Source organism: Nonomuraea sp. 3N208 (genome assembly GCF_052245935.1).
Taxonomy (GTDB): Bacteria; Actinomycetota; Actinomycetes; order Streptosporangiales; family Streptosporangiaceae; genus Nonomuraea.
Map to the genome: position 1 here is coordinate 80,211 of NZ_JBQQBR010000020.1, position 26,999 is coordinate 107,209.

At 69.7% G+C, this 26,999-nt stretch carries 27 protein-coding genes, 1 tRNA gene and 1 pseudogene; 15 read left to right on the forward strand and 14 right to left on the reverse strand.

Translation table 11 applies throughout. From position 1 onward, the window contains the following. Positions 1 to 2: 2 nt before the first annotated feature. From ACTWPT_RS28965 to ACTWPT_RS28975, 3 genes are read right to left on the reverse strand one after another with little or no spacing between them, the layout of a single operon-like run. Positions 3 to 1,610 carry an ABC transporter substrate-binding protein gene (locus ACTWPT_RS28965; protein ID WP_443180626.1) on the reverse strand — a complete coding sequence of 536 codons (1,608 nt, stop codon included), beginning with the start codon at positions 1,608 to 1,610 and terminating at the stop codon, positions 3 to 5. 22 nt (positions 1,611 to 1,632) lie between these two features. Continuing rightward, complete coding sequence (locus tag ACTWPT_RS28970; RefSeq protein WP_443180627.1) at positions 1,633 to 3,222, reverse strand: hydantoinase/oxoprolinase N-terminal domain-containing protein; 1,590 nt, start codon at positions 3,220 to 3,222, stop codon at positions 1,633 to 1,635. Next, entirely contained in the window at positions 3,215 to 4,273 is a 1,059-nt protein-coding gene (locus ACTWPT_RS28975) for a DUF917 domain-containing protein (protein ID WP_443180628.1), read from the reverse strand. The genes ACTWPT_RS28970 and ACTWPT_RS28975 overlap by 8 nt, the downstream gene beginning before the upstream one ends. Positions 4,274 to 4,467: 194 nt before the next feature. On the opposite strand from ACTWPT_RS28975, the gene ACTWPT_RS28980 reads away from it, so the two are divergent. From ACTWPT_RS28980 to ACTWPT_RS29005, 6 genes are all read left to right on the forward strand, one after another. Then, positions 4,468 to 4,540, forward strand: a tRNA-Met gene (locus ACTWPT_RS28980). A gap of 29 nt (positions 4,541 to 4,569) precedes the next feature. Then, positions 4,570 to 5,004: an RpiB/LacA/LacB family sugar-phosphate isomerase gene (locus tag ACTWPT_RS28985; protein WP_443180629.1), complete on the forward strand. Its 435-nt coding sequence runs from the start codon at positions 4,570 to 4,572 to the stop codon at positions 5,002 to 5,004. Positions 5,005 to 5,021: 17 nt separating this feature from the next. After that, complete coding sequence (locus tag ACTWPT_RS28990; protein ID WP_305916383.1) at positions 5,022 to 5,246, forward strand: hypothetical protein; 225 nt, start codon at positions 5,022 to 5,024, stop codon at positions 5,244 to 5,246. Positions 5,247 to 5,306: 60 nt separating this feature from the next. After that, positions 5,307 to 6,473 carry an amidohydrolase gene (locus tag ACTWPT_RS28995; RefSeq protein WP_443180630.1) on the forward strand — a complete coding sequence of 389 codons (1,167 nt, stop codon included), beginning with the start codon at positions 5,307 to 5,309 and terminating at the stop codon, positions 6,471 to 6,473. A 27-nt stretch (positions 6,474 to 6,500) separates the two neighbouring features. Further along, positions 6,501 to 9,059, forward strand: coding sequence for a Tex family protein (locus tag ACTWPT_RS29000; RefSeq protein WP_443180631.1), 2,559 nt, complete (start codon positions 6,501 to 6,503; stop codon positions 9,057 to 9,059). 99 nt (positions 9,060 to 9,158) lie between these two features. After that, positions 9,159 to 10,181, forward strand: a complete 1,023-nt coding sequence (locus ACTWPT_RS29005) for a hypothetical protein (RefSeq protein WP_443180632.1) — start codon at positions 9,159 to 9,161, stop codon at positions 10,179 to 10,181. A gap of 18 nt (positions 10,182 to 10,199) precedes the next feature. On the opposite strand, the gene ACTWPT_RS29010 is transcribed toward ACTWPT_RS29005, so the two are convergent. After that, positions 10,200 to 10,940 carry a TetR/AcrR family transcriptional regulator gene (locus tag ACTWPT_RS29010; protein ID WP_443180633.1) on the reverse strand — a complete coding sequence of 247 codons (741 nt, stop codon included), beginning with the start codon at positions 10,938 to 10,940 and terminating at the stop codon, positions 10,200 to 10,202. Positions 10,941 to 11,039: 99 nt separating this feature from the next. Here ACTWPT_RS29010 and ACTWPT_RS29015 point away from each other — a divergent pair, with 99 nt between their 5' ends. The 3 genes from ACTWPT_RS29015 (at position 11,040) to ACTWPT_RS29025 (ending at position 14,142) form a co-directional block, all read left to right on the forward strand. Further along, positions 11,040 to 12,260 carry a saccharopine dehydrogenase family protein gene (locus ACTWPT_RS29015; RefSeq protein WP_443180634.1) on the forward strand — a complete coding sequence of 407 codons (1,221 nt, stop codon included), beginning with the start codon at positions 11,040 to 11,042 and terminating at the stop codon, positions 12,258 to 12,260. Positions 12,261 to 12,328: 68 nt separating this feature from the next. Then, positions 12,329 to 13,987, forward strand: coding sequence for a dihydroxy-acid dehydratase (gene ilvD / locus ACTWPT_RS29020; RefSeq protein WP_443180635.1), 1,659 nt, complete (start codon positions 12,329 to 12,331; stop codon positions 13,985 to 13,987). A 23-nt stretch (positions 13,988 to 14,010) separates the two neighbouring features. Further along, complete coding sequence (locus ACTWPT_RS29025) at positions 14,011 to 14,142, forward strand: hypothetical protein (protein ID WP_443180636.1); 132 nt, start codon at positions 14,011 to 14,013, stop codon at positions 14,140 to 14,142. A 43-nt stretch (positions 14,143 to 14,185) separates the two neighbouring features. On the opposite strand, the gene ACTWPT_RS29030 is transcribed toward ACTWPT_RS29025, so the two are convergent. The 8 genes from ACTWPT_RS29030 to ACTWPT_RS29065 form a co-directional block, all read right to left on the reverse strand. Then, complete coding sequence (locus tag ACTWPT_RS29030) at positions 14,186 to 14,635, reverse strand: hypothetical protein (protein WP_443180637.1); 450 nt, start codon at positions 14,633 to 14,635, stop codon at positions 14,186 to 14,188. 146 nt (positions 14,636 to 14,781) lie between these two features. Further along, positions 14,782 to 15,675 carry a sigma-70 family RNA polymerase sigma factor gene (locus ACTWPT_RS29035; RefSeq protein ID WP_443180638.1) on the reverse strand — a complete coding sequence of 298 codons (894 nt, stop codon included), beginning with the start codon at positions 15,673 to 15,675 and terminating at the stop codon, positions 14,782 to 14,784. Between the two features lie 9 nt (positions 15,676 to 15,684). Further along, complete coding sequence (locus tag ACTWPT_RS29040) at positions 15,685 to 16,071, reverse strand: STAS domain-containing protein (protein WP_443180639.1); 387 nt, start codon at positions 16,069 to 16,071, stop codon at positions 15,685 to 15,687. Between the two features lie 41 nt (positions 16,072 to 16,112). Continuing rightward, positions 16,113 to 17,090 (reverse strand): phosphotriesterase family protein, encoded by a 978-nt coding sequence (locus tag ACTWPT_RS29045; RefSeq protein WP_443180640.1) that lies wholly within the window; start codon positions 17,088 to 17,090, stop codon positions 16,113 to 16,115. A 57-nt stretch (positions 17,091 to 17,147) separates the two neighbouring features. Further along, positions 17,148 to 17,426 (reverse strand): class I tRNA ligase family protein, encoded by a 279-nt coding sequence (locus tag ACTWPT_RS29050; protein WP_443180641.1) that lies wholly within the window; start codon positions 17,424 to 17,426, stop codon positions 17,148 to 17,150. Then, on the reverse strand, positions 17,420 to 18,310 hold the full coding sequence (locus ACTWPT_RS29055) for a methionine--tRNA ligase (RefSeq protein WP_443180642.1): 891 nt from the start codon (positions 18,308 to 18,310) through the stop codon (positions 17,420 to 17,422). The genes ACTWPT_RS29050 and ACTWPT_RS29055 overlap by 7 nt, the downstream gene beginning before the upstream one ends. Positions 18,311 to 18,573: 263 nt before the next feature. After that, on the reverse strand, positions 18,574 to 19,032 hold the full coding sequence (locus ACTWPT_RS29060) for a universal stress protein (RefSeq protein WP_443180643.1): 459 nt from the start codon (positions 19,030 to 19,032) through the stop codon (positions 18,574 to 18,576). A 27-nt stretch (positions 19,033 to 19,059) separates the two neighbouring features. Then, positions 19,060 to 19,680 carry a DUF998 domain-containing protein gene (locus ACTWPT_RS29065; protein ID WP_443180644.1) on the reverse strand — a complete coding sequence of 207 codons (621 nt, stop codon included), beginning with the start codon at positions 19,678 to 19,680 and terminating at the stop codon, positions 19,060 to 19,062. Between the two features lie 214 nt (positions 19,681 to 19,894). Between ACTWPT_RS29065 and ACTWPT_RS29070 the strand changes: the two genes are divergently transcribed. After that, positions 19,895 to 20,245, forward strand: a complete 351-nt coding sequence (locus ACTWPT_RS29070) for a MerR family transcriptional regulator (RefSeq protein ID WP_443180645.1) — start codon at positions 19,895 to 19,897, stop codon at positions 20,243 to 20,245. Next, positions 20,242 to 21,216 (forward strand): aldo/keto reductase, encoded by a 975-nt coding sequence (locus ACTWPT_RS29075; RefSeq protein ID WP_443180646.1) that lies wholly within the window; start codon positions 20,242 to 20,244, stop codon positions 21,214 to 21,216. The genes ACTWPT_RS29070 and ACTWPT_RS29075 overlap by 4 nt, the downstream gene beginning before the upstream one ends. Here the strand turns inward: ACTWPT_RS29075 and ACTWPT_RS29080 are convergent. After that, positions 21,213 to 22,133 (reverse strand): annotated as a pseudogene (locus ACTWPT_RS29080) (anti-sigma factor RsbA family regulatory protein). The gene ACTWPT_RS29075 and the pseudogene ACTWPT_RS29080 sit on opposite strands and share 4 nt — an antisense overlap. Positions 22,134 to 22,314: 181 nt before the next feature. Between ACTWPT_RS29080 and ACTWPT_RS29085 the strand changes: the two are divergent. The 3 genes from ACTWPT_RS29085 to ACTWPT_RS29095 all read left to right on the forward strand — a co-directional run bounded on the left by ACTWPT_RS29085 (position 22,315) and on the right by ACTWPT_RS29095 (position 25,030). Further along, a complete protein-coding gene (locus ACTWPT_RS29085) occupies positions 22,315 to 22,866 on the forward strand; it encodes a DUF1707 SHOCT-like domain-containing protein (protein WP_443180647.1) in 552 nt (183 codons plus the stop codon). A 211-nt stretch (positions 22,867 to 23,077) separates the two neighbouring features. Further along, on the forward strand, positions 23,078 to 23,455 hold the full coding sequence (locus ACTWPT_RS29090; RefSeq protein ID WP_443180648.1) for a hypothetical protein: 378 nt from the start codon (positions 23,078 to 23,080) through the stop codon (positions 23,453 to 23,455). 105 nt (positions 23,456 to 23,560) lie between these two features. Continuing rightward, entirely contained in the window at positions 23,561 to 25,030 is a 1,470-nt protein-coding gene (locus ACTWPT_RS29095) for a DUF2079 domain-containing protein (RefSeq protein ID WP_443180649.1), read from the forward strand. A gap of 11 nt (positions 25,031 to 25,041) precedes the next feature. Here ACTWPT_RS29095 and ACTWPT_RS29100 read toward each other — a convergent pair whose 3' ends face one another. After that, positions 25,042 to 26,151, reverse strand: a complete 1,110-nt coding sequence (locus tag ACTWPT_RS29100; RefSeq protein WP_443180650.1) for a glycosyltransferase family 4 protein — start codon at positions 26,149 to 26,151, stop codon at positions 25,042 to 25,044. Positions 26,152 to 26,174: 23 nt separating this feature from the next. On the opposite strand from ACTWPT_RS29100, the gene ACTWPT_RS29105 reads away from it, so the two are divergent. Next, positions 26,175 to 26,993, forward strand: coding sequence for a PIG-L deacetylase family protein (locus ACTWPT_RS29105; protein ID WP_443180651.1), 819 nt, complete (start codon positions 26,175 to 26,177; stop codon positions 26,991 to 26,993). The last annotated feature ends 6 nt before the right edge of the window (positions 26,994 to 26,999 follow it).

A 26,999-nucleotide genomic window follows, 5' to 3' on the forward strand; every position in this document is an offset into this window, starting at 1 on the left:
GATCAGCTTGCGCGCTTGAGCTCGTAGAAGAACACCACGTTGGGATAGGCGGGGTTGTCCACATATCCCTGGACGTCGTCCGTGAGCGCGCGCTGGTAGGTCTGCACGTACGGCACCGCCACCGCCGCCTGCTCCTCGATGATCTTCTTCTGCAGGTCCTGGTACGCCATCTCCGCCTTGAGCTGATCGGTCGCGGTGAGCTGCGGCAAGGCGTCGATGGCCGCGTCGACCTGGGCGTTCTTCAGGTAGGACAGGTTGAACTGCGGCTTCTCGGCGCTCTTGAAGACGTTCAGGAACCAGGAGTAGGCGTCCGGGTAGTCCGGATACCAGTACATGACGAAGATGTCCTGTCCCTGCTTCTTGCCCAGGTCCCACTGCGCGTTCCAGCTCATGGGCTTGGCCTGCAGGGTCACGTTCAGCTTCTTCAGCGTCGAGCTGAGCAGCGTGACCAGCAACTTCTGGTCCTCGTCGCCCTGGGCGTAGGTCAGGGAGAGCTTGAGCTCGGGGAGGTCGGGGCCGTACCCGGCATCCGCCAGCAGTTCCTGGGCCTTGGCCAGGTCCTGCTTGGGCTCCATCCCCGCGACGTGGCCGAGCAGACCCTGCGGCACCAGGCCGCTGGCCTTCGTGCCCGAGCCCTTGAGCGCGGCGATCAGGCCGTCGTAGTCGATCGCCGCCTGCAGCGCCTGCCGTACCCGCTCGTCCTTCGTCGGCCCTGAGGCGGTGTTGAACAACACGAGGAGGTTCTGGAACGACGGCACCTGCGCGGTCTGCACCTTCGCGGTCGTGCCCGCCTGCTGGAAGAGCTGCGGGTTCAGCCGCTGGACGAAGTTCACCTCGCCGTTCTGCAGCAGCTGCCAGGCCGTGGTGATCTCCGGCGTGACGCGGAAGGCGACCTTCTTGTACTGCTCCGGCCTCCAGCCGCCCCAATAGTCGTCGAACGCCTTCAGCGTGAGCTCGGTCTCCTTGCCCTTCTGCCAAGAGTCGATCGTGTACGGTCCGGTGCCCGCCGCGGTCTTGCCGTCGGGGTCCACGGCGTTCACGTCGTAGATGTAGGCCGCGTAGCCGGACGAGGCGACGAGGTCGAGCGGCGTGGCGTACTTGAGCGTGAACTTCAGCGTGGACGCGTCCACGGCCTCGATCGTATCGACCGCGTCCCAGATGTAGGCCGCGCCCCCCTTCTTCTCGATCGTCCGCTCGATGGCCTTCTTGGCGGCCTCGGCGTCCATCGTGGCGCCGGAGTGGAACTTCACGCCCTGCCGCAGCTTGAACGTCCACTCCTTGCCGTCGTTCGCCGAGCTCCACTCGGTGGCCAGGCGCGGCTCGGCCTTGCGGGACTCGGAGTTGTACCTGGTCAGGCCCTCGTAGATGTTCGACAAGGCGACGATCTCGTTGGAGTAGGAGGTCGCCGGGTCCCAATCGGTGACCACGTCGAGGTTGGGCACGTAGACGAACGTGCTGTCGTTGGCCTGCATGGTCGCCGACTGACTGCCGCTCGTCTGCGGCTGGGGCGTCCCGCCGGCGCCACGCACCTGGCCGCCCGCGCACGCGGATGCGGTCAAGGCCAGGACACCGGTGACTCCGGCCACGAGCAGACGCTTGTGCCAGCGCATGGTGGGGGGATCCTTTCGGTTTTCACCGGGCGAGGGGTCCGGCTGCTTTGACGTGTACCCGCACGGCGGGTTCGGAGAGGTAGCTCAACGGCACCTCGAGGAGATCGACGATCTCGACCCCGGAGGGATCCGCCCCCGCCGCGACGGCTCGCGCCGCCGCCTCCTCCTTGGCCCTTTCGATGGCTTCTGACCGGCTATCTCCCGCAGGCAAGATCGTATCGACTCTCCCGCTCGCCAGCGCTATGGCCGCGCCCACGGCGTTGGCCACTTCGGCGTGCTCGGGCCGGATCACCCGGCCCGCACCCGGGATGCGCTCCGGCAGGACGAACGCGCCGCCACCCACCGCGACCAGCGGTCTGTCGGATCTGCCGAGCGCCATCCTGTCCACGGCGTCGATCACCATCTCGTCCGCGACGGCCACCGCCCTTTCCAGCATGTCGGCGATTCCTTCCGACATGTCACCCAGGCGGGCACGCCAGCCTTCCCCGTCAGGCGGTGTACGGCCGGCGGCCACGGCGGCGTCGGTGATCGTCGGCGTGCTGCCGCCGAACACCAGCGCCTCCCGGACGATCCGGTAGCCGACCGAGTCCGGCCCGATCCCGTGATCTCTCACCACGGTCCCACCGCCGAGCGCGATGGCCAGGATGTCCGGCATGCGGAAGTTGGTGAGCACCCCGCCTATCTCGACCGCCGCCGCCGACTCCCTCGGGAACCCGCCGGCCAGCACCCCGAGGTCGGTGGAGGTGCCGCCCACGTCCACCACGATCGCGTCCGTCACCCGGGACAGGTACGCCGCCCCCCGCAGCGAGTTCGCCGGGCCGGAGCCGATCGTCGACACGGGCAGCCGCGCGGCGTGTTCAAGCGTCATCAGCGTGCCGTCGTTCTGCGCCAGGTACGGCCGGGCTCGCAGGCCGCGCTCGGCCAGGGCGGCGACCAGGGCGCCGGTCACGTGGGCGGCGACACCGTACAGCGCGGCGTTGAGCACGGTGGCGTTCTCGCGTTCGAGCAGGCCCAGCGAGCCGATCTCGTGGCTGAGCGAGACCGGCAGCCCGTACTCGGTCCGGACCAGCTCCTCGACCAGGCGCTCGTGCTCGCCGCTCGCCGGGCTGAACACGCTGGTGACGGCCACGGCCTCCGCCTCCACCCCGTCCAGGAAGCGGCGGATCGCGCCGAGGTCCGGCGGCCGGATCTCGCGGCCGTCGACGTAATGGCCACCCGGCACGACGGCCTCGCCGGCCGAGACGGCCTTGCGCAGGTCGCCGGGCCAGCCGGAGAGCGGCGGCACGGACGTGGTGGCGGGCGCGCCGAGCCGCAACACGGCCACCCGGCCGAGGTTGCGGCGCTCCAGGATCGCGTTGGTCGCGTGCGTGGTGCCCAGCATGACGCGGGTGATCCGGTCGTGCGCGTGCCCGGTGCTGTCGGACGCCTCGCCCTGTCCGCGTCCGAGCTCCGTGAGAACGGCGTCGAGTGCGGCCCGCAGCCCTTCGGTCACCTCCGGGGTCGTCGGGCGCTTCGCCTTGGCGATCATCCGGCCTTCGGCATCCAGCACGACCGCGTCGGTGTTCGTGCCACCGACGTCGATCCCGATCCTGAACTCCGGCAGGTCAGCCATGCGCCGTCAGCTCCTCGACCGGAACGTAGTCCAGCTCGTACCCGAACGCCCGCGGCCCGGCCGTCTCCAGCCCCTTGGGAGTACGCCAGAGAGGGTCGCACGGCCAGGCGAGCACCGTGACGCGCTGGCCGTATCTGAGGCTCTCGGTCTGGATGGCGACGGCGGCCTCGGTGTCCACGACCGTGATCAGGTCGGGCACCATGGCCAGGATCCGGCCGTTCTCGACGGCGACCAGGTTCTCGTTCTGGAGCTCCAGAGTGAGGGTGCGGCCCCGGTCGTCGCCGGTGCCCTCGATCATGGCCGTGCCCCGGACGAACCCGCCTGTGGTGCGCCGCTCCACGTCGGTCAGCTTGCCGGTGATCAGTCTGGCGGCGCCGAGCCGGTCCTGGAGTGCGCGCAGCGGGTCGGCCGCACCCTCGGTCGCCCTGCCGATCTCGAGCGCGCGCGTGACCGTGCCCTCGATGACCGCGCCCCGCGACCGCACGGCCGTGAGCACGTAGTCGGCCATCAGCGCGCTGGAACCCGCGGCCACGCACACGGCCCTGGCCAGCCGCTCCGACCACAGCCCGTCGACCGGGCGGATGGTGACCACGTTCCCGGCGACGTCGGTCATGATCACCAGGTCGGCCGGCAGCCCCGCCACGTACATCGACACCATCTGGACTTCGGGGAAGGCCCGCCCCATGCCGTCGGCGTCGAGCAGCGGCAACCCGAGCTGGGCGGCCCAGGCAACCGGGGCGACGCCGTTGGAGCCGCCGATCTCGGACGACATGACCGCGCTCGGCGGGCGGCCGAAGAGGCGCTCGATCTCCTCGGCGATGCGCTTGGGCTCGTCCTCGCTGTGGATCATCTCGTGGCTGACGGTCGGCGCCCCGATCCCGGACAGCGGCACGATCAGCGCGTCGTCCGCCAGGTCGGCCAGCTGGACCAGCGGCACCTCGCCGTACTCGCGGATGGCCCGGACAGCGGCCAACGAACCGGTCCGCACGTCTCCTCCGCCACCGGTGCCCAGAACGGCGCACCCTCGGGCGAGGGCCGGAATATCGCTCACATCAATGCTCATTGGCGACACAACCAACCACATGCCACCTCAATCCGCCAGTCCGGCACGTGTGGGTGCCGGTAAATACGTTGCGCCGCCGCGGTGGCGACCGGCAAGATCGAGCCCATGAACAGCGGGCGAATGCGCAGGCGGCACCGTACGGGCGTGTCCTGACCTCCAGGACCCCGCCCGTCGCTCATCGAGGCGGGTGGGGGCGCTGGTGTGCCCGGCGATTTCATACGTCGCTCAAGGCGGGTTCGATTCCCGCACCCGCTACGAGTCCCGTGCCGTGGCACGCTGGTGTCATGCGGATTTCGGTGGCCGCCGACAGCAAGGACGGCGTGGCCGAGCGGGTCGTGACGGAGCTGCGCAGACGCGGGCACGAGGTGGTGACGCACGGCGCGCTCAACGACGAGGAGCGCGACGACTGGGCGTGGGCCTCGGAGCTGGCCGCCCGCGACGTGAGCGAGGGACGGGCCGACCAGGCGGTCGTGTGCTGCTGGACCGGGACGGGCGCGTCGATCGCGGCGAACAAGGTGCCCGGCGTGCGGGCCGCGCTCTGCGCCGACGCCTACACCGCCGACGGGGCCCGCAAGTGGAACGACGCCAACGTGCTGGCTCTCAGCCTGCGGCTCACCTCCGACGTGGTGCTCGACGAGATCCTCGACGCATGGCTGAAGGGACGGCCGAGCACGGACTCCACCGACGTCGACAACGTGGCCCACCTGGACGAGATCTGACCGCTACGCTCTGTCGCATGGCCGATTTACATTGCACGCACTGCGGCGAAGAGGGGCTGGAGGCCGGGTTCATCCAGGATGCGGGCGAGAGCGCCAAGGGATTCGCACGGTGGGTCGAGGGCGCTCTGGAACGCGGGGTCTTCGGCGGGGCCAAGCTGATGGGCCGGCCGAAGTGGGAGATCGAAGCCTATCGCTGCCGTTACTGCAACCATCTTGAGCTTTTCGCCAGCCGCCCCGACTGACCGGGAACGGTCACGGCGGAGACACGGAAATCGTCGGCCCGGGCGTCTAGGGTGCTTGGCATGACCGACGTGCTGCTGCGCGGCGGGCTCCCCTGGGGGCTCGGGGCCACCGCCGACATCCTTGTCCGCGACGGCCTGATCCATCACGTCGGCCAGGGCATCGACGCACCGGACGACGCCCTGGTCGTGGACATCGCGGGACAGCTGGTGCTGCCCGGCCTGGTCGAGGCGCACTGCCACCTCGACAAGACCCTCTACGGCGGGCCGTGGGTGCCGCATTCTGCCGACGACACGCTCGCCGGCCGCATCGGCAACGACCTTGGCAGGCGGGCCGAGCTGGGGGTTCCGAGCGTGGAGCGCATCGGGGCGCTGCTGGAGCGCATGAGCGCGGCGGGCACCACCCATGTGCGCACGCACACCGACATCGACCCGCTGGTCGGGCTACGTGGTGTGGAGGCCGTGCGGGAGGCCGCCGCCCGCTCCCCCGTCGGGGTGCGCCAGGTCGCCTTCCCCCAACATGGCCTGCTCACCAATCCGGGCACGGCCGAGTTGCTCGAAGAGGCGCTCAAGAGCGGCGTCGAGGCGGTCGGCGGGCTCGATCCCGCGGGCATCGACCGCGACCCCGTGCGCCACCTCGACGTGATCTTCGGCCTGGCCGAGCGTTACGGCGCCCACGTGGACATCCACCTGCACGACGGCGGCTCCCTGGGCGGGTGGGAGCTGGAGCTGATCATCGAGCGCACCAAGGCGCTGGGGCTGGGCGGCCGGGTGACGGTCAGCCATGCGTACGCGCTCGGTCAGCTCGACGACGCCTACCAGGACCGGCTGATCCAGGGCTTCGCCGAGGCGGGCGTCGCGCTGGCGACCGCGGCCGTCTACAGCTTCCCGGTGCCGCCGGTGAAGAAGCTGCGAGCCGCGGGCGTCACCGTGGCCTGCGGGCACGACGGCATCAGGGACCTGTGGGGCCCTTACGGCAGCGGCGACATGCTGGAGCGGGCGATGCACGTCGCGTACCGCAGCACGTTCCGCAGGGACGCGGACATCGAGCTGACGCTGGAGGCCGCCACCTACGGCGGCGCCCGCGTGCTGGGGCTGGAGGGCTACGGGCTGGCCGCCGGCGACCGGGCCGACCTGGTCGTGGTGCCGTGCGCCAGCGCGGCGGAGGCGGTGGTCGTTCACCCTGCGCGCACTCTGGTCATGAAGGACGGCGTCGTCCTGCACAATTGACCGGCGGGACCATCGAAAGGCAGGCAAGTGCTCTCTATACACCAGCGGATCGCGGCAGAGCTCGGCGTACGCGACGGGCAGGTGCAGGCGGCCGTCGAGTTGCTCGACGGCGGCGCGACCGTGCCGTTCATCGCGCGATACCGCAAAGAGGCCACCGGCACTCTCGACGACGCGCAGCTGCGCACCCTGGAGGAGCGGCTGCGTTACCTGCGTGAGCTGGAGGAGCGCCGCACGGCGATCCTGGAGTCGATCGAATCCCAGGGCAAGCTCGACGACCAGCTGCGCGAGCAGATCATGGCGGCCGAGACCAAGGCCAGGCTCGAGGACATCTACCTGCCTTACAAGCCCAAGCGGCGCACCAAGGCGCAGATCGCCCGCGAGCTGGGGCTGGAGCCGCTGGCCGACCAGCTACTCGCCGACCCGACGCTGAGCCCGCTGGCCGTCGCCGAGGGCTTCGTGACCGAGGGCGTGGCCGATGTGGGCGCGGCGCTGGAGGGGGCCAGGGCGATCCTGATCGAGCGGTTCGCTGAGGACGCCGACCTCATCGGCGAGCTGCGCGAGCAGCTGTGGAGCCGTGGGCAGCTGGTGTCGAAGGTGCGGGAAGGCAAGGAGGAGGCGGGGGCCAAGTTCTCCGACTACTTCGAATTCGGCGAGCCGTTCACCAAGCTGCCCTCACACCGGATCCTGGCGATGTTCCGCGGCGAGAAGGAGGAGGTGCTGTCCGTCACGCTGGAGCCGGACGACAGCCCCGACTACGAGCTGCGCGTCGCCTCCAGGTTCGGCATCGCCGACCAGGGCCGGCCGGCTGACAAGTGGCTGACCGAGACCGTGCGATGGGCCTGGCGCACCCGCATTCTCGTGCACCTGGGCATCGACCTGCGGATGCGGCTGTGGCAGGCGGCCGAGGACGAGGCCGTGCGGGTGTTCGCGACCAACCTGCGCGACCTGCTGCTCGCCGCGCCGGCCGGCAGCCGCCCGACCATGGGGTTGGACCCGGGCCTGCGCACCGGGGTGAAGGTGGCCGTGGTCGACGCCACCGGCAAGGTCGTCGAGACCGCGACCATCTACCCGCACGAGCCCAAGCGGCAGTGGGACCAGTCGCTCGCCGTGCTGGGCGCGCTCGCGCAGCGGCACGGGGTCGAGCTGATCGCGATCGGCAACGGCACGGCCTCACGCGAGACGGACAAGCTGGCCGGTGAGCTGGTCCAGCACATGCCGTCGGTCACGAAGATCGTGGTGTCGGAGGCCGGGGCCTCGGTTTACTCGGCGTCACCGTACGCCTCGCAGGAGCTGCCCGAGCTCGACGTGTCGCTGCGTGGCGCGGTCTCCATCGCGCGCCGCCTGCAGGACCCGCTGGCCGAGCTGGTCAAGATCGACCCCAAGTCGATCGGCGTCGGCCAATACCAGCACGATCTCGCCGAGACCAAGCTGTCGCGTTCGCTGGACGCGGTGGTCGAGGACTGTGTCAACGGCGTCGGCGTCGACGTCAACACCGCGTCCGCGCCGCTGCTCACGCGGGTGTCGGGCATCGGGTCCACGCTGGCCGAGAGCATCGTGCGCCACCGCGACGCCAACGGCCCGTTCCGCACGCGGTCGGCGCTGAAGGAGGTGCCGCGGCTCGGTCCCAAGGCGTTCGAGCAGTGCGCGGGCTTCCTGCGCATCCGGGGCGGCGACGACCCGCTCGACGTCTCCAGCGTGCACCCTGAGGCGTACCCGGTGGTCCGCCGTATCCTCACCTCGGTCCAGACCGACCTCAAGGCGCTGATCGGCAACACGGCGGCGCTACGGTCGATCAAGCCGCAGGAATTCACCGACGAGACGTTCGGTCTCCCGACGGTCACCGACATCCTGCGCGAGCTGGAGAAGCCGGGCCGCGACCCGCGTCCCGCCTTCAAGACCGCCACGTTCCAGGAAGGGATCGAGAAGATCTCCGACCTGACGTCCGGGATGATCCTGGAGGGTGTGGTCACCAACGTGGCCGCGTTCGGGGCGTTCGTGGACGTCGGCGTGCACCAGGACGGTCTGGTCCACGTGTCGGCCATGTCCCGCACCTACGTCAAGGACCCGCGCGACGTGGTCAAGCCGGGCGACATCGTCCGCGTCAAGGTGCTGGACGTGGACATCCCCCGCAAGCGCATCTCGCTGACCCTGCGCCTGGAGGACGAGACCACCACCCAGGGGCCGGGCGACGGCCCTCGGCGGTCAGCCGGCCGCCAGGGCGGCGCCCGAGGAGACGGCGGCGTCCGTGACGGCAGTCGAAGCGACAGTGGCCGTGGCGAGGGCGGTCGAGGCCAAGGCAGCCGTAGCGAGGGTGTCCAGGGTGAGGGCGGCCGTGGCAACGGCGGCCCGCGCGGACGCGGCCAGGGCGGCCGTGGCGATGGGCAGCGTGGACGCGGCCAGGGCGATCGCGGCGACGGCCAGCGCGAGTCGGGCCAGCGCGGCAACGGCGACGGCGGGCAGCGCGGTCGTGGCGACGGCCAGCGGGGACGCGGCGACGGCCAGCGCCGTCAGGACCGCGCCGCCCCGACGGGCGCCATGGCCGAGGCCCTTCGCAAGGCGGGCCTCACCGGCGACAACGGGCGCTGAGCCAATCAAGGGAGGGCGCCTGGGCGACAACCGCCCAGGCGCTCAGCTTGCGGAACGTCGCCGCGACCTCAGCGCAGGCCGAAGAGATACGGTCAGATGGTGAGCACATCAGCGTTTACCACGGCGATCGCCCAGGCCCGCGACCTGCTCAGGTGGCACTCTCCCCTGCGAACGGAGCTATGGGCGGCGCGGCTCACGGCGAGCCTGGAGCAGGACCAGGTGGCCGCCTTCCTGCGGGAGCTGGCGGAGAACGGCAGCACGGAGGCGCGACTCACGCTCGCGGCTCTGGCGGCGGTCAACCCGAGCCCTTCGCCCAGCGGTGCCGGCCCGTCCGCCGAGACGGCAGCCGCCGAGGAAACCGCCCCTTCCTCGGAGGCGTACGTACGTGCCGCGGAAGGGCTGGTGGACACGCTGCCGCAGTGGGTGAGCCGGATGGGCCGGGTGACGTGCGAGGGCGCCTGGTACGGAAAGGCGGACCCCTACGGCGAGCAGACCCTGGCGGTCCTGTCCTTCCGGTACGAGAACGGCAAGGAGCCCCACATCCTGGTCGTGGGGATCGATCAGCCGAACGGCGGTCTGGCGGTCGACGCGGTGGTCGAAGAGGTGAAGTTCCTCGACGACCTGGGCCTGGACGCGGCGGAGCCCGGCGTGATCGGGGGGCGGATCCTGGACGCGATCGAGCTGGGCGACCGGATCATGGGAGCGGCGGTCGCCGACACGCTGGCCGAGGTGCGCCCGCTCGCGATCGCCAGGGCCCGCACGGTGCCGGGCCTCGTCCGCGGACCGGGTGATGACACCGCGGCCCGATTCGACGACCTGCCGGACCTGCCTGGGGCTCGGGAGGCGTTCGAGAAGCTGGTCGAGTTCATCGGGGACCGGCCGCTGTGGTGGAGTCCGAGCCGCGTGTCGCAGTTCCTGACCTCATGGCTGCCGCGGGAGGCCATCATGTCCGACGAGGCCATCGCGGCCATGCCGGAGGTGGCGCGCGCCTGGAGCCGCTTCTTGGGCGATCAGCCTGCGGTGCTACGCGAGATCGACGAGGACGCGCCCCGCCTGCCCGCCCTCATGGCCGACGACTCCCTGGCCGGCCTCGCCAAGCGCATCGCCCGGAACCGCCTCTGACCGTATGGCTCCCGATGATCAGCCGACGGTGGGAGCCGTACTGATGTGGTTGCCCTGGCAATGCCCGCGGAGCTGGGCTGCCGCGGTGGACAGAAGCATGTCGAGTGCCGTCGGGTAGGCGCTGTCGTTCATGCGGGCCACCAGCAATGGCGCCGTTGCGGCGATGTTGGGGTGGGTGGCGGCGGGCAGCCGGGCGTACGTGTCCTGCCACACCTCCTCGTCGGCCTCCCGCGCAGCCGACGGCAGGGCCAGGGTGGCGGCGTCCAGGATGGAGAAGGCCAGGCTCTGGTCGATGAAGGCGTGGTAGATGCGTACCGCGTCGGCGTCGGGGAAGCCGGCGGCGCGAAGCACGCCCAGGATGGTCTCGTCGGCCGCCACCTCGTTCGCGCGGCCCGTGACACGGCTGGCGGTCAGGACGGCGGCCTGCGGGTGGGCCAGGTAGGCGTGGTGGATGCGCAGCCCGAGCTCGCGGAGGTCGGAGCGCCAGTCGCCGGTGGATCGCCAGCCGGCCATGGCATGGGCGAAGAGCTCGTCGGCGATGGCCAGGATCAGGTCGTCCATGCCGCGGAAGTAGCGGTAGACGGTGCTGGCGTCGGCGCCCAGCGCGAGTCCGAGGCGGCGGGCGGTCAGGCCGTCCGCGCCGTGCTCGCGCAACATGCGGAGCGCGGTCTCGACGATGAGCCGGTGGTTGAGGACCAGGCCTTGTTTGGTGGGGCGGCGACGTCGCCGGTCCGTCTCAGGGACCACTCGTTTCGGCATGACCGGCTCCTTATGCCAACGCCATTGACGTTGATGAGTGTAGTCGAGTTGGATGAAGGACACAGCCCCCCAAAAGCGGATAAAAGGGGATTAATTGTCATGCGTATCCTTCTTGTAGGAGCCGGCGGGGTGGGAACCGCCATCACGCGGATCGCCGCCCGCCGCCCTTTCTTCGACCACATGGTCGTCGCCGACTACGACCTCCCCCGCGCCAAGGCGGCCGTTGCCGCGCTGGGCGAGCACGCGGCCAGGTTCACCCCTGTCAGGATCGACGCCGCCGACTCCGCCGCCGTCACCGCGTTGCTCCATGAGCACGAATGCGACGTGCTGCTCAACGCCACCGACCCGCGTTTTGTGTTGCCGCTGTTCGATGCTGCCCTGGCGGCCGGCGTCGACTACCTCGACATGGCCATGTCGATGTCGAAGCCACACCCCGAGCGTCCGTACGAGGAGGTCGGCGTCAAGCTGGGCGACGAGCAGTTCGCCAGGGAAAGGGAATGGACGGGGAAAGGCCGGCTGGCGTTGGTCGGCATGGGGGTGGAGCCAGGACTCGCCGACGTGTTCGCCAGGTACGCCGCCGACGAGCTGTTCGACGAGATCGAGGAGATCGGCATCAGGGACGGCGCCAACCTCACCGTGGACGGCTACGAGTTCGCCCCGTCGTTCTCCATCTGGACCACGATCGAGGAGTGCCTGAACCCGCCGGTCATCTACGAGAAGGACCGCGGCTGGTACACGACCGAACCGTTCAGTGAACCTGAGGTCTTCGACTTCCCCGAAGGCATCGGCCCGGTCGAGTGCGTGAACGTCGAGCACGAGGAGGTGCTGCTCGTCCCCAGGTGGATCTCAGCGCGCAGGGTCACCTTCAAGTACGGCCTCGGCGAGGAGTTCATCGGCACCCTCAAGACCCTGCACGCGCTGGGCGTGGACAGCACCGAGCCGGTCCCGGTCAGGACCGATCGAGGCACGGTCCGGGTGTCACCGCGTGACATGGTGGCGGCCGTGCTGCCCGACCCGGCCGGGCTCGGCGACCGCATGCACGGCAAGACCTGCGCCGGCACCTGGGTGAAGGGACTCAAGGACGGACGGCCGCGCGAGGTGTACCTGTACCACGTGGTGGACAACCAGTGGTCGATGCGCGAGTACGGCTCCCAGGCCGTGGTCTGGCAGACCGCCGTCAACCCGGTGGTCGCGCTTGAGCTGCTGGCGCGCGGCGTCTGGAAGGGCACGGGCGTGCTGGGCCCCGAGGCGTTCACGCCGCGCCCGTTCCTGGACCTGCTGGTCGAGTACGGCTCACCGTGGGGCCTGCGGGAGGAGTGACCTCCTCCCGCCTAACCCGAGGGGCGGCGCGTCCTCTGAAAGTGCTGGTGAGGGATCATGGAGGGGTGATGACCCGAAAGCCGATCGCCGACGACCCCGACCGCGCACCCGCCCGCTCCCACCTGTACGCCATGGGCATGTCGGAGGAGGAGATGCGTCGACCCGTGGTCGGCATCGCCTCCACCTGGACCGGCACCATGCCCTGCAACCTCACCCACCGCGAGCTGGCCGCCCACGTGGCCGAGGGGGTGCGGGCGGCGGGCGGCATGCCGATGGAGTTCAACACCATCGCGGTCTCCGACAACCTCACCATGCACACGCCCGGCATGCGGACATCGCTGATCAGCCGCGAGGTCATCGCCGACTCGATCGAGCTGATGGGCCGCGCGCACGGTTTCGACGCCATCGTCGCGATCGTGGGCTGCGACAAGACCGTGCCCGCGGCGATCATGGCGCTGACCCGGCTGGACGTGCCGTCCGTGATCCTCTACAGCGGCAGCATGATGCCGGGCCGGTGGCGCGGGCGGGACGTGACGATCCAGGACATGTGGGAGGCGCTCGGCGAGCGTGCCGTCGGCCGCATGGACCAGGCCGAGCTGGACGACCTCGCCAAGCACGCCTGCCCGGGTGCGGGCACCTGCGCCGCCCAGTACACCGCCAACACCATGGGTAGCGTCGCCGACTTCCTGGGCCTGGCGCCGTTCGGCGTGGGCGACATCCCGGCGGTGGCCGCCGACAAGAACGCCGCGGCGTACCAGGTCGGCGAGATCGCCATGGACGCGCTGGCCCGCGACGCCCGCCCGTCCCGCGTGCTCACCGAGGACGCCCTGCACAACGCGATCGTGTCGGTGGCGGCCATGGGCGGCTCGACCAACGCCGTGCTGCACCTGCTGGCCATCGCGCGCGAGGCCGGGCTGCCACTGGAGATCGACAGGATCGGCGAAGTCTGCCGTGAGGTCCCGATCATCACGGGCCTCAAGCCGAGCGGCGGCGACCACACGGCACTCGACCTGTGGCGGGCCGGAGGCACCTCACTGGTGGCCCGCCGGTTGCTGGCAGCCGGGCTGCTGCGCGAGAACGTCACGCTGGTGGACGGCCGCAGGCTCGTCGACGTCGCCGGAGCGGCGCACGAGACGCCTGGGCAGGAGGTCGTGGCGAGCGTGGAGCGGCCGTTCAAGCGGCGCGGCGCGCTGGCCATCCTGCGTGGCACGCTGGCGCCCGACGGCTGCGTGCTCAAGCTGGGCGGCAAAGCCGACTTCCGGCACGAGGGCCCGGCCAGGGTGTTCGACTCCGAGGACGCCTGTTACGACGCCATCCAGGAGGGCCGGATCGTGGCCGGCGACGTGATCGTCGTCCGGTACGAGGGCCCGGCGGGCGGCCCCGGCATGCGCGAGATGCTCTCGGTCACCGGCCCCCTCGTCGGCCGGGGCCTCGGCTCGTCCGTGGCGCTGGTCACCGACGGGCGCTTCAGCGGAGTCTCGCACGGGCTGGTGATCGGGCACGTGACGCCGGAGGCGTACCACGGCGGGCCGATCGCGCTGGTGCGGGACGGGGACACGGTGGTCGTCGACAGCGCGGCCGGGACGGTCGACCTGCTGGTGCCCGAGGCGGACCTGGCCGAGCGCCGGGCCGCGTGGCAGCGTCCAGAGCGGCCGGTGGAGCGGGGGGTGCTGGCCAAGTACGTCGCGACGGTCGGCTCTGCCTCCGACGGCGCGGTCACCGTCTGACGGCGGCTATGCTGCCCCTTGACGTGTCGGCAGTGCCCCGAAAGGGCGTTTCAGAGGAGAATTACGCGATGTACAAGGAGTTCGCTGTCGAGGCCGTGATGTGGCTGGTCCCGGTCGCCGTGCTGATCGGGGTAGCGCTCCTCGTCACCGCGTGAGCCAGGGGCCGGGCCGGGGGTCGGCGGGCCCCTGGCCACTCACTCAGCGGTAGTACCTGTAGGCCACGTTCGTCCTGGCGTAATACCTGAAGCGGCTGTAACCGTCCAGGTAGTTGTTGTAGGCGTTGCTTAGCGAGTAGGTGCGCACGGTGCAGGCCGCGTAGCGCGTCCTGTACGGCCTGATCGTGCCGACGTAGTCGGTGCACGTTCCGACGCTCCTGCCGTTGATGCTGAGCCGAGCGTTCAGGCGGACGTTATAGAGGTATTTGCCGGAGATGTTCCTGACCCGGACGTTGATCCGACAGGTGTCCTTGCACCGGCCAAAGGAGACCCACGAACGGATCAGCTGCGCCCCCGCTGTGGCGGTGGCCTTCGACTCCTGCGCGACACTCACTACGGAGGTGTCCGCGGCGGAGGACGCGTTGGCGGGCGCCGCCATGAGCGTGGTCGCGGCAGCCGCCACTAAGACCGTGCCGGCAAGATTCTTGATCATTCTGCCCCCTATGCAGAGACGGTCGCTCCCCCCAGTTGGCAGCGACTCGTACCGGTCCGACTACTATCAGGTATACGGACTGGTCCACATTTCCAAACGATGATCCGATACGAAACGGTTATCCGCTTATATCGGGCTTATGTGGGTTATGAGGCCCACGCCAGCAGCGGCTCTCCCTGCCTGAGCCGCTTCAACGCCTGCTTCTCCAGCTGGCGGATCCGTTCCCTGGTCAGACCCAGTTGCTCACCGATCTCGGTGTACGTCTGGACCTGCTGACCGCTGAGGCCGTACCTGAGCCTGATGACGAACGCCTCGCGTGGCGGGAGCGTCGTGACCACCTGGTGGAGCTCGTCACTCATCGCGCGGCGCTCGGTCGCCTCCTGCACCTGCAGCCCGTCCTCGTCGGCGATCATGTCCCCGATCCGGCCCTCCCCGTGCTCGCCGACCGGGATGTCCAGGCTGACCACCTCCTGCCCGAACACGCGTAACGAGGCGACCTGCTCCGGAGAGCGCTCAGCCGCCTCGCCGAGCTCGGCGTCCGTCGGCTCCCTGCCCAGTTCCGCGGCCAGCTGCCGGGTGACCCTGGTCAGTCGCGACAGCTCCTCCGCCACGTGGACCGGCAGGCGGACAGTACGGCTCTTGTCGTGGACGCCGCGCTCGATGGCCTGGCGGATCCACCACATTCCGTAGGTGGAGAACTTGTATCCCCGCTGGTAGTCGAACTTCTCCACAGCCCTGATCAGTCCGAGATTGCCCTCCTGGATGACGTCCAGCAGCGGCAGCCCCCGGAAGGCGTAGCGCCTGGCGGTGGCCACCACCAGCCGGAGGTTGGACCTGATCAGCAGGTCCTTGGCGCGTTGCCCGTCGAGTGCGACGAGTTCGAGCTCCGGCGTGCACGTGCCGCGCTCGATCAGATGGCCCGCGTACAAGCCTGCCTCGATCCGCCGGGCGAGGTCGACTTCGTCCGCGGCGGAGAGCAAGGGGGTCTTTCCGATCTGCTCCAGATACATGCCGAGCAGGTCGGGCTCTTCGGCCGACATGCACGGGAACTACCCGGTAAACGGCGGCGAATTCCCGGCGTCGTTGAGTTCGGCGATGGCCAGCTCCGCTGTGCTGCGGATATCGAAGAACTTGTCCAGCGCGGTGATCGCGAACAGGTGCTTGCACCGGCCGTTGAGCCCGGACAACAGCAGCCGGCCGCCGGAAGCGGTGACGGCCTTGTGCAGGTAGACCAGCACGGACAGCCCGGAGGAGTCGCACACACTGACGGCCTGCATGTCGATGACGAGCAGCGGGGGCTGGGTCAGGTCGAGGGCCTTGGTGACGCGGTCACGGACCTCCGCCGCGGAGCCGAAGTCGAAGTCCCCCGTCAGGCGCGCGATGACGCAGGGTCCCTGGAGTCCGAGGCTGATCGACAAGGCCTGCTCCGAAGTCACCCAGCTCCACCTACCCGAGTCGCTCGCCCGATCCACCCACTTTACGAGAAGTAGCGCTTCGGGTTGAACACCAGCATCTGCTCAATCTGGTCATCGGTCACACCCGAGTCCAGCAGTGCGGCCAAGACGTCGTCGTGAATGTGATCGTAGCGCCAGTTGGGCGCGAGCGTGCTGCGGGCCTCGTCCCAGGCTCCGCCGAAGTAGTCCGTGAAGCAGGCGGTGTCGTGGCTGAGCACCATCCGGTCGGCGTACCCGCGCTCGCACAGCGCCGCGATCGTGGCCACCCGCTGCGCGGTCGGGTTGTAGACGTCCAGGCCGAACCTGTCCATCCCGAGCGTCGCGCCCGTGTCGGCCAGCCGCATGAGGTAGTCGAGGTCGTTGCTGTCGCCCGCGTGCCCGACGACCACCTTCGTCAGGTCCACTCCTTCCTTGGCGAACAGGTCCAGCGCGATCACCCCGTTCTGCGTGAAGGAGTTCGTGTGGACGGTGATCGGCGCGCCTGTGCGTACATGTGCTTGCGCGACCGCGCGGCAGATGCGCTCGACGCCAGGAGTCAGGCCTTTCTGCTCGACGACGCATTTGAGGAATGCCGCTTTCACCCCGGTGTCGGCGATGCCGTCGGTGAGGTCGCGGACGAAGTCGTCGATCATCGGCTCGGGCATGTCCATGAGCAGGCCGGGGCCGCGGTGCTCGTACTGGTGCGGCAGCTCCTCGAAGGAGTAGATGCCGGTCGCGACGATGATGTGCAGCCCGGGCACCTGCTCCGCGACGCGCTGGATGCGCGGGATGTACCTGCCCAGGCCCCACACCGTCGGGTCGACCAGCGTCCGCACGCCCTTCGCGGCCACGGCGTTGAGCTTGGCGATCGCGTCCGCGACCCGGTATTCCTCGTCCCACCACGCACCCCTGCCGTAGTTGTCCAGGTGCTCGGTGGCCACGAAGAAGATGTGCTCGTGCATCAGAGTCTGACCGAGATCCGCGACGTCTACCGGGCCGCGGACAGTGTTGACGGTGGGCATGGGACCTCCATACCGGCTGGTCGGTGTGCGACAACCTAGGCTGCTGCACGACCGCCGTCAACCAGCGACTCTGGGATAGAGGGGAGCGGGCCGGACCAGCCGTGGGCCGCTCACCGCCGCGGCCACCCGCGCCGCCGCCGTGGGCAGGAAAGGCTCCAGCTGTACGGCCAGCGCCCGGCACGCGTGCACGAGCGTGCCCAGCGACGCCTCTTGCCCGGCCCGGTCCTGCTGCCACGGCCGGGTGCGCTCGACGTACCGGTTGGCCTCCTCGACGATCGTCCACACGGCCGCCGCCGCGCGCCGGAAGTCGTAGTACTCGAGCGCCTCGTTCACCATGTCGGGACACTCCGCCGGACAGTGCCTCCAGATCCTCGCCGGTCGTGCACAAAGATCTCCGTGGGCAGCGGCAGGCCGGCCGACAACAACATCGCGGGCCAGTACACGGCGTGGAACCTGATCACGCCCTTGCCCATCAGGTGGACCTTGCGCGGCTCCGCGACCCACCACCGCTCGTAGTCGCCGTCGCCGTCCAGCGCGGTGATGTAGTTGGCGAGCGCGTCCCACCACACGTAGACCACCTGCGCGGGGTCGCCGGGCACGGGGATGCCCCAGCCGCGGGCGCGGGCGGCCGATCGGGAGACGCTGATGTCGGCCAGCCCTGACTCGACGAAGGCCAGCACCTCGTTCCGCCGCGCGACCGGCTCGATCCTGAGCCGCCGGCCGCGGATCAGGTCGCTCAGAACGTCTTGGTAGCGGGAGAGCCGGAAGAACCAGTTCTCCTCCGACACCCGTTGCAGCGGTTCCCCGTGTCCCTCGGGGCATGGCCCCTCGGCGTAGAACTGCTCGCAGCCCACGCAGTAGAGCCCTTCGTAGTGCCGCGGGTAAAGGTCGTGCTCAACGGCCCGCCAGATCCGCTCAACCCCCGCACGGTGCCCTGGATGACTACTTGTCCGGATAAACGAGTCAAAGGATAGATCTAGCGGACCGCGCAGCTCCTCGAACGCGGCCGCGTTCCTGTCCACCAGCTCCCGCACCGGCACCCCCTCCGCCTCCGCGGCCAGCACGTTCTTCAGCGAGTTGTCGTCGGTGCCGGTCTGGAAGCGGACGGGCTCGCCGCGCCGCCGGTGGTGCCGAGCCAGCACGTCGCCTTGAACGAGTTCCAGGGCGTGCCCGAGGTGCGGCCGGGCGTTGACATAGGGGATGGTCGTCGTGATGTACATCGGGTGCCTCCCAAAGGGCCCCGAACACGACGTGAGGCCCCGGATCGCAGGGCCTCAACAAGACGCGTCGCCGGTGAAACCCCCTAGGGGGCCATCATCACCAGAGAGATCGTCATGACTCCATGCTAGCCGCCACGCCGCCACACCAGCCATCCGATAAGCCGGCTCCGGCCGCGCTCGGTGCGGTGGTGGGGCGAGGGACTGCGTCAGCGGCGGCGGTGGCACATCCCATCGAGCCGGAACGGACGCCGGCGGCAGGCCGGTCAGTCGCCGGTTCGCGGGGAGGGAACCACCAGGACCGGCCGGTGCGTGTGGTGCAGGACGCGGTCGGACGTGCTGCCGAGCAGCAGCGAGCGCACCCCGCCCAACCCTCGCGTCCCGGTCACGATGAGCGTGGCGTCGATCTCGTCCGCGACGTCCACGATCGTCGCCCACACCGCGACCGAGTCGGGCTCGCACCGCGGGACGGCGTCCAGCCCGGCCTCCCGGGCCAGGTCGGCGCCATGCCGCGCCAGCTTCCGCATCGCCTCGCCGATCGCCTCGTCCGCGGCCATGTCGCCGTCGATGGCCGTCATTAGTCCGGCCGACGCCCTGGCCGAGGTCGTCGCGAGCCGCTCCCACACCGTCAGCACGACAGCGGACTCCCCTTTCAGGATCTGGCCCGCGAAGGCGATCGCCGCCTTGGCGTCGTCGGATCCGTCGTACGCAATCAAAATGGTCATGTCAGCCCCCTTCCCTGGGGGCGGGTTTCACGCCTGGCGGACCACCGGCCGGCCCACGAGCGAATGCCGTAGCATCGACAGCCCGGCCAGCGCCAGCACGCCGAGCTCGGTCACGACCACGGCCCGCTGAGTCAGCCCGGCCGGGATGTCGTCGTTGGTGAGCGGGATGCCGAACATGCGTACCACGTACGGGATGACGACCAGCACCAGCGCGCCGAGCGCCAGCGCGCACAGGATCTTCATCGCCTTGGCGTACCGGATCCTGGCCTTGACCAGCAGCAACCCGGCCAGGGGCATCACCAGGAAGGCGGCGAAGGCGGCGTACCTGTGAATGCCTCCCGACAGGGACAGCGGCAGGCCGGGCGGGTCGGTGGGGAAGGCGCCGATCAGGAACATGCTCGCGCCCCAGGCCAGCAACAGCCCCACGACCCAGCGGTTCACGCCCGCGCGGCGCATCACCTCCGCGATCAGCGCCGAGCCCGCGGCGAACAAGGTCAGCGAGGCGGGCAGGAGCCAGCCGGACTCCTGAAAGGCGTACTCGCTGATGACGCTGTGCAACGGGTCGAGGCCGGCCTCCGCGTGGAGGGTGAGCATGGCGCCCGTCCCGACGCCGATGGCCGTGAATCCACTGACAAGCAATCCCTTCATGCCTCAAAGCTCGTGGAACGCGGCCTCGCCGAGTATCGGAGATGGGCCCGAAGCGGCCCTGAAGCTTCCCCTAATACTTAGGTCGGGGCACCGCTGAACGACCCTCGCTGAGCTGTGCGGAAGTGACCCTGAGTAGGGCCTGCCCCCTCAGGGTAGGTAGCGGGGGCCTCCCACGATTTGACTTAGAGCGCGCTCGAAGGGTGACCCTGAAGACATGACGATCCAGGAGGCCGCGCAGCGGTCGGGCCTGAGCGCTCACACGCTGCGGTACTACGAGCGTGTCGGGCTCATCCACTCCGTCGGCCGCAACGGCAGCGGCCACCGCGACTACGCGGAGGAGGACCTCCGGTGGCTGGAGTTCCTCACCAAGCTGCGCACCACCGGCATGCCGATCGCCGACATGTGCCGGTACGCGGAGCTGCGCCGTATGGGCGAGCACACCGCCGAGGAGCGCAGGGAAATGCTGGAGCTGCACCGCGAGCGTGTCAGGGCCAGGATCGCCGAGCTCACCCAGGACCTCAAGGTACTGGACTACAAGATCGACTTTTACAAGGAGCTGGCGTGAACAAGCGAACGCTCGGAACAGGCGGCCCTCAGGTCTCCGCGCTCGGCCTCGGCTGCATGGGCATGTCGGAGTTCTACGGGCAGGCCGACGAGGCGGAATCGATGGCCGTCATCCACCGCGCGCTGGACTTGGGCATCAATTTCCTCGACACGGCCGACATGTACGGCAGAGGAGCCAACGAGGAACTGGTCGGCCGTGCGATCAAGGGCCGCCGGGACGAGGTGGTGCTGGCCACCAAGTTCGGCGTCAAGCGCGAGGGCGACAGCCGTTCGATCGAGAACAGCCCGGAGTACATCAGAGCCGCCTGCGACGCCTCGCTGCGGCGGCTGGGCGTGGACCACATCGACCTGTACTACATGCATCGCCGCAACCCCGACGTGCCGGTCGAGGACGCGGTCGGAGCCATGGCGGAGCTGGTCCAGCAGGGCAAGGTGCGTTACCTGGGCCTGTCGGAGGTGAGCGCGGAGACGCTGCGCACGGCGGCCTCCGTCCACCCGATCGCCGCGCTGCAGAGCGAATACTCCCTGTTCACGAGGGGGCTGGAGGCGGAGATCCTGCCTGCGGCGAGGGAACTGGGCACGGCGCTGGTCGCGTACTCGCCGATCAGCCGCGGGCTGCTGACCGGCACGCTGCCGCGTTCGGAGGAACTGCCCGCGGACGACTTCCGGCGCCACCTGCCGCGCAATGTGGGTGAGAACGCCGAGCACAACGCCAAGCTCGTGGCGGAAATGACGAGCATCGCCGAGGCGGCCGGCGTCACCGCGGCGCAGCTCTCGCTGGCCTGGCTGCTGGCCCAGGGCGAGGACATCGTGCCTATCCCGGGCACCAAGCGGCTGAAGTACCTCGAAGAGAACGCCGCCGCGGCCGACATCACGCTGACCGCGGAGCAGCTCGACGAGCTCGCCGCGGCCGTGCCCGCGGACGCCGTACGCGGCACACGGTACCCGAACATGGCGGACGTCGAGCGTTAAGGCGCGTCGAAGTAGGCGCGGATGGTGGTCGCGCCGGCCCGGGTGTGCACGCGTACGAGATCGCTGAGCAGGTTGACGATGAGCAGGCCGCGCGACCCCGAGTGACGGGGGTCGACCGGCCTGCGCCCGGCCAGCGGGTCGGTGATGTGGCCCGCGTCGCTGACCTCGCACACCAGCCGGCCACCCTCTGCCCAGACCCTGATCGTGCCGGAGCCGCCGCCGTGGTCGAGGCTGTTGGCGCCCAGCTCGGCCGTGGCCAGCCGGATGTCGTCGAGCCGGTCGCCGGTGAAGCCCATCATGGCGGCCTGCTGCGCGGCCAGGCCACGCGCGCCCGACAGGTTGGTGCGGTCGAACCGCAGCGACAGGAACTCCTTCGGCTCCTCCAGCGGCCGGTTGTGCCCCTCCACCACCAGATCGGGAGCGTAGTCCTCGCTGTGCCACTCGCCCGAGACGTCGCGCAGCACGGGATGGGTGCGCGCGGCCTCGCGGATGACCTCTTGCTCCAGGCCCACGGTGTCGTACGGGCACAGGATCGTCACGTCGCTGCCCGCGAACGACAGGTTGATCAGCGCCTCGTGCTGGGCGCAGGCGGGATATTCCGTCTCGCTGCGCCCCGGCCAGATCGGCTCGCCGATGATCCGCACGTGCCTGTCGCGATGCCGGTCGGCGAAGTCATGCAGCACGGCTGGGATGATCCGCCCCGGGTTGCGCCCGGCCACGGTCATGTCGAGCAGCCGCACGGCACTGGCGTCCGAGCCCAGCTCGGTCTAGATCATGGCCAGATTCCGGCCGGGGACCGCGACCGCGACCGGCTCGCCCGCCGCCAGCCCCTCCCGCACGAAAGCCGAGGTCGCAGCCACATACTCCCGATCGCTCCGGTAGAAAAGCGCGGGGTGCGAGAATGGTTCGGCCAGCATCAGGTCTCACGCTACCCAATGATGATGACTTCATGGCAAGCCGTTGGGTACGTAACGCGGTGTGAAGAGAGTCCAGGTCATCCGCCGTCCCCGTCCTCCACGCCGGCTGCTTTCCCTCGATCTGCGCACCCCTTCCGGCCGTATGCTCCCGTTCTGAACGTGGTGAATCTATGCTCAGGACATGTCGGAATTGCAGATGCGGGTCTCCGACGACGACCGTGAGCGCACGACACGCCGCTTGCAACAGGCGTTCACCGAGGGCCGTCTCACCCAGCTGGAGCTAGAGGACCGGCTCGAGCTGGCCCTGACCGCGAGGACGTACGGCGACCTGCTGGGCCTGATCACCGATCTTCCTGACGAGCAACCGCAGGTCGACGACGTGATCGAGCTGGAGTCCAAGAACGGCAACCTCAAACGCTCGGGTGACTGGGCGGTGCCGCGGCGACTGCGGGTGTCGTCCAAATACGGCAGCGTCGAACTCGACTTCTCCGAGGCGGTCGTCACCCATCCTGTCGTGGAAGTCGAGCTGGACCTCACCTACGGATCCGCGAAGATCATCCTCCCTGAGGGCGGGGTGGCGAACGTGGACACGTTCCGCAGCGACTACAGCCAGCCGAAGAGCGCCGTGCCGAGCCGCCCCCGCCCCGGCGCCCTCTACGTGGTGGTCACGGGCAGGTCGAAGTACGGCGGGCTCGTCGTGCGGTATCCGCGCAAGCGCTGGTTCGCCCACTGATGGTTTTGGCTGCTCACGGGGCTATTCGCCGGATTTGTGGCCTATCAGGGTGTCTTGGACCTCCCCTGCCAGAACCGGAGGAAATCGCCCGAGTCCTCCTCCATAGCTTTACATCGGCTTGATACCGATGGTGTTACTGGGGTGCAAGTGACAGTCAAGCCTGGGCCCATAATGTTCCCTTCGTTCGCTAAACCTACGAAGGGCACTGGAAATGACACCCCCTCGCCGTCGTCTGGCCGTCGCGGCCGCGACGCTGACCCTTACCGTCCTCACCGTGACGGGCTGCGGCGCTCTGGGCCAGGCCGTGGACTGCAACACCGCCGCCACCGAGGCCAGCAAGATCGCCACCGAGTGGAGCAGCACGGTCACCAAGAACGCCGCCGACGCGGACGCCGTGGAGACGGCCTCGAAGACCGCCGCCGACAAGACCAAGGAGTTGGCCGGTAAGTACGACGGCGAGGTCGCCGCCGCGCTGAACGACCTCGCTGGCGGGTTTGCGTCCATCAAGGGCGGCGACCTGAGCAGCATCACCGAGTTCAGCGGCAAGGTGAACGGCTTCACGACCAAGATCACCGCAGCCTGCTCCTGACCATGGAGCCCGCGGTCGCCGCTCCGCCTGTGGGGGGCAGGTCGGCGCGGCGGCCGCGCTTCCTGGCGGCCTCATTCGTACGGATTCGCTCTAGTCTTGCTCCCCGTGACGGGTGACACGATTGCGGCGCGCGCGGGGGTCAGCGCCGCTGCCGCCTCATGGAGGATCCGGCTCACCGGCCACCGCGGGCGGGTGGGCGCGATCGCGCTCCTCGCCACGGTGGCCTATGCCGTGCTGGGGCTGGTCAAGCTGGCGTCTTTCCGGGCCAGCACGTTCGACCTGGTGATCATGGACCAGACGGTGCGCAATTACGCCGCCTTCCGGCCTCCCTACGTCCCGGCGCTCGGCATGTTCCACGGGCGTGGCATGGAGTACATGCAGCTCGCCGATCACTTCTCCCCCGTCTACGCGCTGCTCGCGCCGTTCTACTGGATCCACGACGGGCCGGAGACGCTGATCGTGGCGCAGGCGGTGCTGTTCGCGGCCGCGATCCCGTTCCTGTGGCGCTACACCAGGCGCGTGCTGGGCGTGGCACCCGCTTACCTGGTCTCTGTGGCGTACGCGCTGTCGTGGCCGGTGTCGCAGGCGGTCGCGTTCGACGTGCACGAAGTCATGTTCGTGCCGCTGCTCACCGCGATCATGATCGAGCGTTACCACGCCGGTCGCATGCTGCCGGCGTTCCTGGCGATGGCCGGGCTCCTCCTCGTCAAAGAGGACATGGGGCTCATGGTGGCGGGCTTCGGGTTGTGCCTGATCGTCATGGGCGAACGATGGCGGGGCACGCTGTGCGCGGTGTTCGGTATCGGGGCCATGCTGCTCGTCCGCGGTCTGGTGATCTCGGTCTTCGGTGGCGACGCCAAGGACTTCTGGGCCTACGGGCACCTCGGGAGCGACATTCCCGGCGCGGTCCTGGGGATCATGCGCGATCCGCTCGCCGCGCTGCTGCTGCCGTTCAGCGAGGAGGCCAAGGTCGACACGCTGTTCTTGCTCGCGTGGCCGACGCTGATGTTGTGCCTGCTCTCGCCGCTGTCGCTGGCGGCCCTGCCGCATGTGCTCGAACGTGTGTTTTCCGATCGTGTCCAGTGGTGGCAGGCCGACTTCCAGTACAGCGCGTTCACCGTGGTGATCCTGTTCTGCGCGGGCGTGGACGGGCTGGCCAGGCTGCTGCGGTGGTACGAGCGCTCCGGCGACACCGCGCTGAAGCTGGCCTGGTCCGCGGCGGTCTGCGCGATCGCGCTCACGCTGGTTCCCAAGTTCGCCTTCGACCAGCTCTACCATCCGGCCTTCTACAAGGGGGACCCCAAGGCGGCCGCCGCCGCTGAGGCGGTGAGCAAGGTGCCCTCGGGCGTCACCGTCGAGGCCGTCAACTCGGTCGGCCCGGCGCTGACCTCGCGCGCCACCGTCCTGCTGTGGTCGCCCACCCCGCGCGGCGCGCCGTGGGTCGTGGCCGACACGTTCCGCTGGGAGTTCCCCTTCGGCTCGCTCGACGATCAGCTCGCCAAGGTCAACGAGCTGCAGGGGCAGGGGTACGTGAAGGTCTTCGAGCGCGACGGGTACGTGGTCCTGCGCCGCTGAGTGTGCCCGGCCTAGTGCGGGGCACGTGCCTGCTGATAGGCCCGTTCGAAGCCCTCCAGCACCGTCGGCCACGAGCCGGCGGCGGGTGGCGTGGCGCGGTTGTGCGCGGCGATGGACTCGCGGAGCCCGGGATCGGCGCACAACCGGGCCACCGCGCGTGACAGGTCGCCGAGGGTGCGTCCGAGCAGCCCCTCGACGCCGTCCTTGACGAAGTCGGCGACCCCGCTCTGCGTCCTCGCCACCACCGGCACCCCCGCCGCGCGGGCCTCCAGCGCCGCGATGCCGAACGACTCGCGCGGGGCCGGCGCCACGAAGACGTCGGCCGACTCCAGGACCTTGGCGATCTGCTCCCTGGTGTAGCGGCCCGGCAGGGACACCCAGTCGCTCATGCCATGCCTGGCCAGGAACCGCTCCATCTGCCCGCGAGCGGGCCCGTCGCCGACGATCGTGGCCCGCATGGGGATCTGGGCAGGCACCCGGGCGCGCGCGGCCTGCAGGATCCTGAGGAGGCGTACGGGTTGCTTGCGCGGCGCCAGCCGGCCCACCGCCACGACGTGCACCTCCGGGCGCCGGTCCACGCACTCCCGCGCACCGGGAGGGGGTGCCCAGCCGGACAGGTCGAGACCGTTGGAGACCACGCGCACCGGCACGCCGGGCCCGGCCACCGCGCGGATGGGCGCGGCGGCGGCGTTGCTGACCGTGGTGGCCACCAGGCCCCAGCGCTGCCAGCCGAACGCCAGCCGCAGCAGCCGGTAGATCCCGCGCGTGACCGGATCCCACATGCTGTGCACGGTCACCACGCACGGCGTCCCCGCCCGCGCCGCGGCCCGCACGCCCATCCAGGCGAACGGCGAGACCGCCCCTGTGTGCACGTGCACGACATCGGGACGCGACGAGGTGATCCACCGTGTGAGATGCCCCACGCCGAACGGGTGCACCGGCAGGTCGAACGGCATCCCGGCGACGATCCTGCGCACTCCGGGCAGCGACTCGCCCTTGGTCGCGGTGGCCACGGACACCTCGTGGCCGGCCGCCCGCTGCATGCGTACGAGATCGGCCACCTGGACCTCGATCCCCCCGAGTCGCGGCAGGTAACAGTCACTCACGTGAAAGATCCGCACCCCTCCCAGACTAATCTGGGCGTGTGCCTCCACGTACCGCTGTGTTCTTCCATGCTCATCCCGACGACGAGGCCCTGCTGACGGCGGGCACCATGGCGATGCTCGCGGCCGAGGGGCACCGAGTGGTGCTCGTGGTGGCCACCGCGGGCGAGCGCGGCCTGGCCGACATCGAGCCGGGTGAGACGCTGGGCGAGACCAGGATGAAGGAGCTCTACGAATCGGCGGCGGTGCTGGGCTGCGCCCGCGTCGAGTGCCTCGGCTACGGCGACTCGGGGCTGAGCCCCAAGGGCGGCCGAGCGGACGAGCGGCCGGACAACGCCTTCATCGACGCCGACAGCGAGGAGGCGGCCAAGGCGCTGGCCGCGATCCTGCAGGAGGAGCGGGCCGACCTGCTGGCGATCTACGATCCGGCCGGCGGCTACGGGCATCCCGACCACGTGCAGGTGCACCGGGTGGGCAAGCGGGCAGCGCAGATCGCCGGCACGGAGATCGTCCTGGAGGCTACGGTCAACCGGGATCCGCTGGTACGGCTGCTGAAGCTGGCCAGGCGGTTCTACACCTTCCCGCCGGAGTTCGACGTGCGGACGTTCGAGAGCGCGTATTCGTCCGGCGAGACCATCACCCACTGGGTGAATGTCCGGAAATATACGAAGCAGAAGCGGGCCTCCATGGCCGCGCACACCTCCCAGGCCAGCGGCGGCGACAGCGACCGCACACTCGCCGTCCTGCTCAAGGTCCCGCGCCCCCTTTACCGCTTCGTCTTCGGCACCGAGTGGTACGTTCGCCGCGGCCTTCCCGAGGGGACCCGGCTGCGTCATCCTTTCGAGAAGTGGCCTAAGTAGTACTTC

What these genes read in the sequence shown, in the direction of transcription:
- ACTWPT_RS29070 (WP_443180645.1), top strand. Translation starts at nt 19,895, where the DNA reads ATGACGATCCAGGAGGCCGCGCAGCGGTCGGGCCTGAGCGCTCACACG.
- ACTWPT_RS28970 (WP_443180627.1), bottom strand. Translation starts at nt 3,222, where the DNA reads ATGGCTGACCTGCCGGAGTTCAGGATCGGGATCGACGTCGGTGGCACG.
- ACTWPT_RS29055 (WP_443180642.1), bottom strand. Translation starts at nt 18,310, where the DNA reads ATGTACATCACGACGACCATCCCCTATGTCAACGCCCGGCCGCACCTC.
- ACTWPT_RS29050 (WP_443180641.1), bottom strand. Translation starts at nt 17,426, where the DNA reads ATGGTGAACGAGGCGCTCGAGTACTACGACTTCCGGCGCGCGGCGGCG.
- ACTWPT_RS29010 (WP_443180633.1), bottom strand. Translation starts at nt 10,940, where the DNA reads ATGCCGAAACGAGTGGTCCCTGAGACGGACCGGCGACGTCGCCGCCCC.
- ACTWPT_RS29065 (WP_443180644.1), bottom strand. Translation starts at nt 19,680, where the DNA reads ATGAAGGGATTGCTTGTCAGTGGATTCACGGCCATCGGCGTCGGGACG.
- ACTWPT_RS29030 (WP_443180637.1), bottom strand. Translation starts at nt 14,635, where the DNA reads ATGATCAAGAATCTTGCCGGCACGGTCTTAGTGGCGGCTGCCGCGACC.
- ACTWPT_RS29045 (WP_443180640.1), bottom strand. Translation starts at nt 17,090, where the DNA reads ATGCCCACCGTCAACACTGTCCGCGGCCCGGTAGACGTCGCGGATCTC.
- ACTWPT_RS28985 (WP_443180629.1), top strand. Translation starts at nt 4,570, where the DNA reads ATGCGGATTTCGGTGGCCGCCGACAGCAAGGACGGCGTGGCCGAGCGG.
- ACTWPT_RS29035 (WP_443180638.1), bottom strand. Translation starts at nt 15,675, where the DNA reads ATGTCGGCCGAAGAGCCCGACCTGCTCGGCATGTATCTGGAGCAGATC.
- ACTWPT_RS28990 (WP_305916383.1), top strand. Translation starts at nt 5,022, where the DNA reads ATGGCCGATTTACATTGCACGCACTGCGGCGAAGAGGGGCTGGAGGCC.
- ACTWPT_RS28995 (WP_443180630.1), top strand. Translation starts at nt 5,307, where the DNA reads ATGACCGACGTGCTGCTGCGCGGCGGGCTCCCCTGGGGGCTCGGGGCC.
- ACTWPT_RS28965 (WP_443180626.1), bottom strand. Translation starts at nt 1,610, where the DNA reads ATGCGCTGGCACAAGCGTCTGCTCGTGGCCGGAGTCACCGGTGTCCTG.
- ilvD (WP_443180635.1), top strand. Translation starts at nt 12,329, where the DNA reads ATGACCCGAAAGCCGATCGCCGACGACCCCGACCGCGCACCCGCCCGC.
- ACTWPT_RS29015 (WP_443180634.1), top strand. Translation starts at nt 11,040, where the DNA reads ATGCGTATCCTTCTTGTAGGAGCCGGCGGGGTGGGAACCGCCATCACG.
- ACTWPT_RS29060 (WP_443180643.1), bottom strand. Translation starts at nt 19,032, where the DNA reads ATGACCATTTTGATTGCGTACGACGGATCCGACGACGCCAAGGCGGCG.
- ACTWPT_RS29090 (WP_443180648.1), top strand. Translation starts at nt 23,078, where the DNA reads ATGACACCCCCTCGCCGTCGTCTGGCCGTCGCGGCCGCGACGCTGACC.
- ACTWPT_RS29085 (WP_443180647.1), top strand. Translation starts at nt 22,315, where the DNA reads ATGTCGGAATTGCAGATGCGGGTCTCCGACGACGACCGTGAGCGCACG.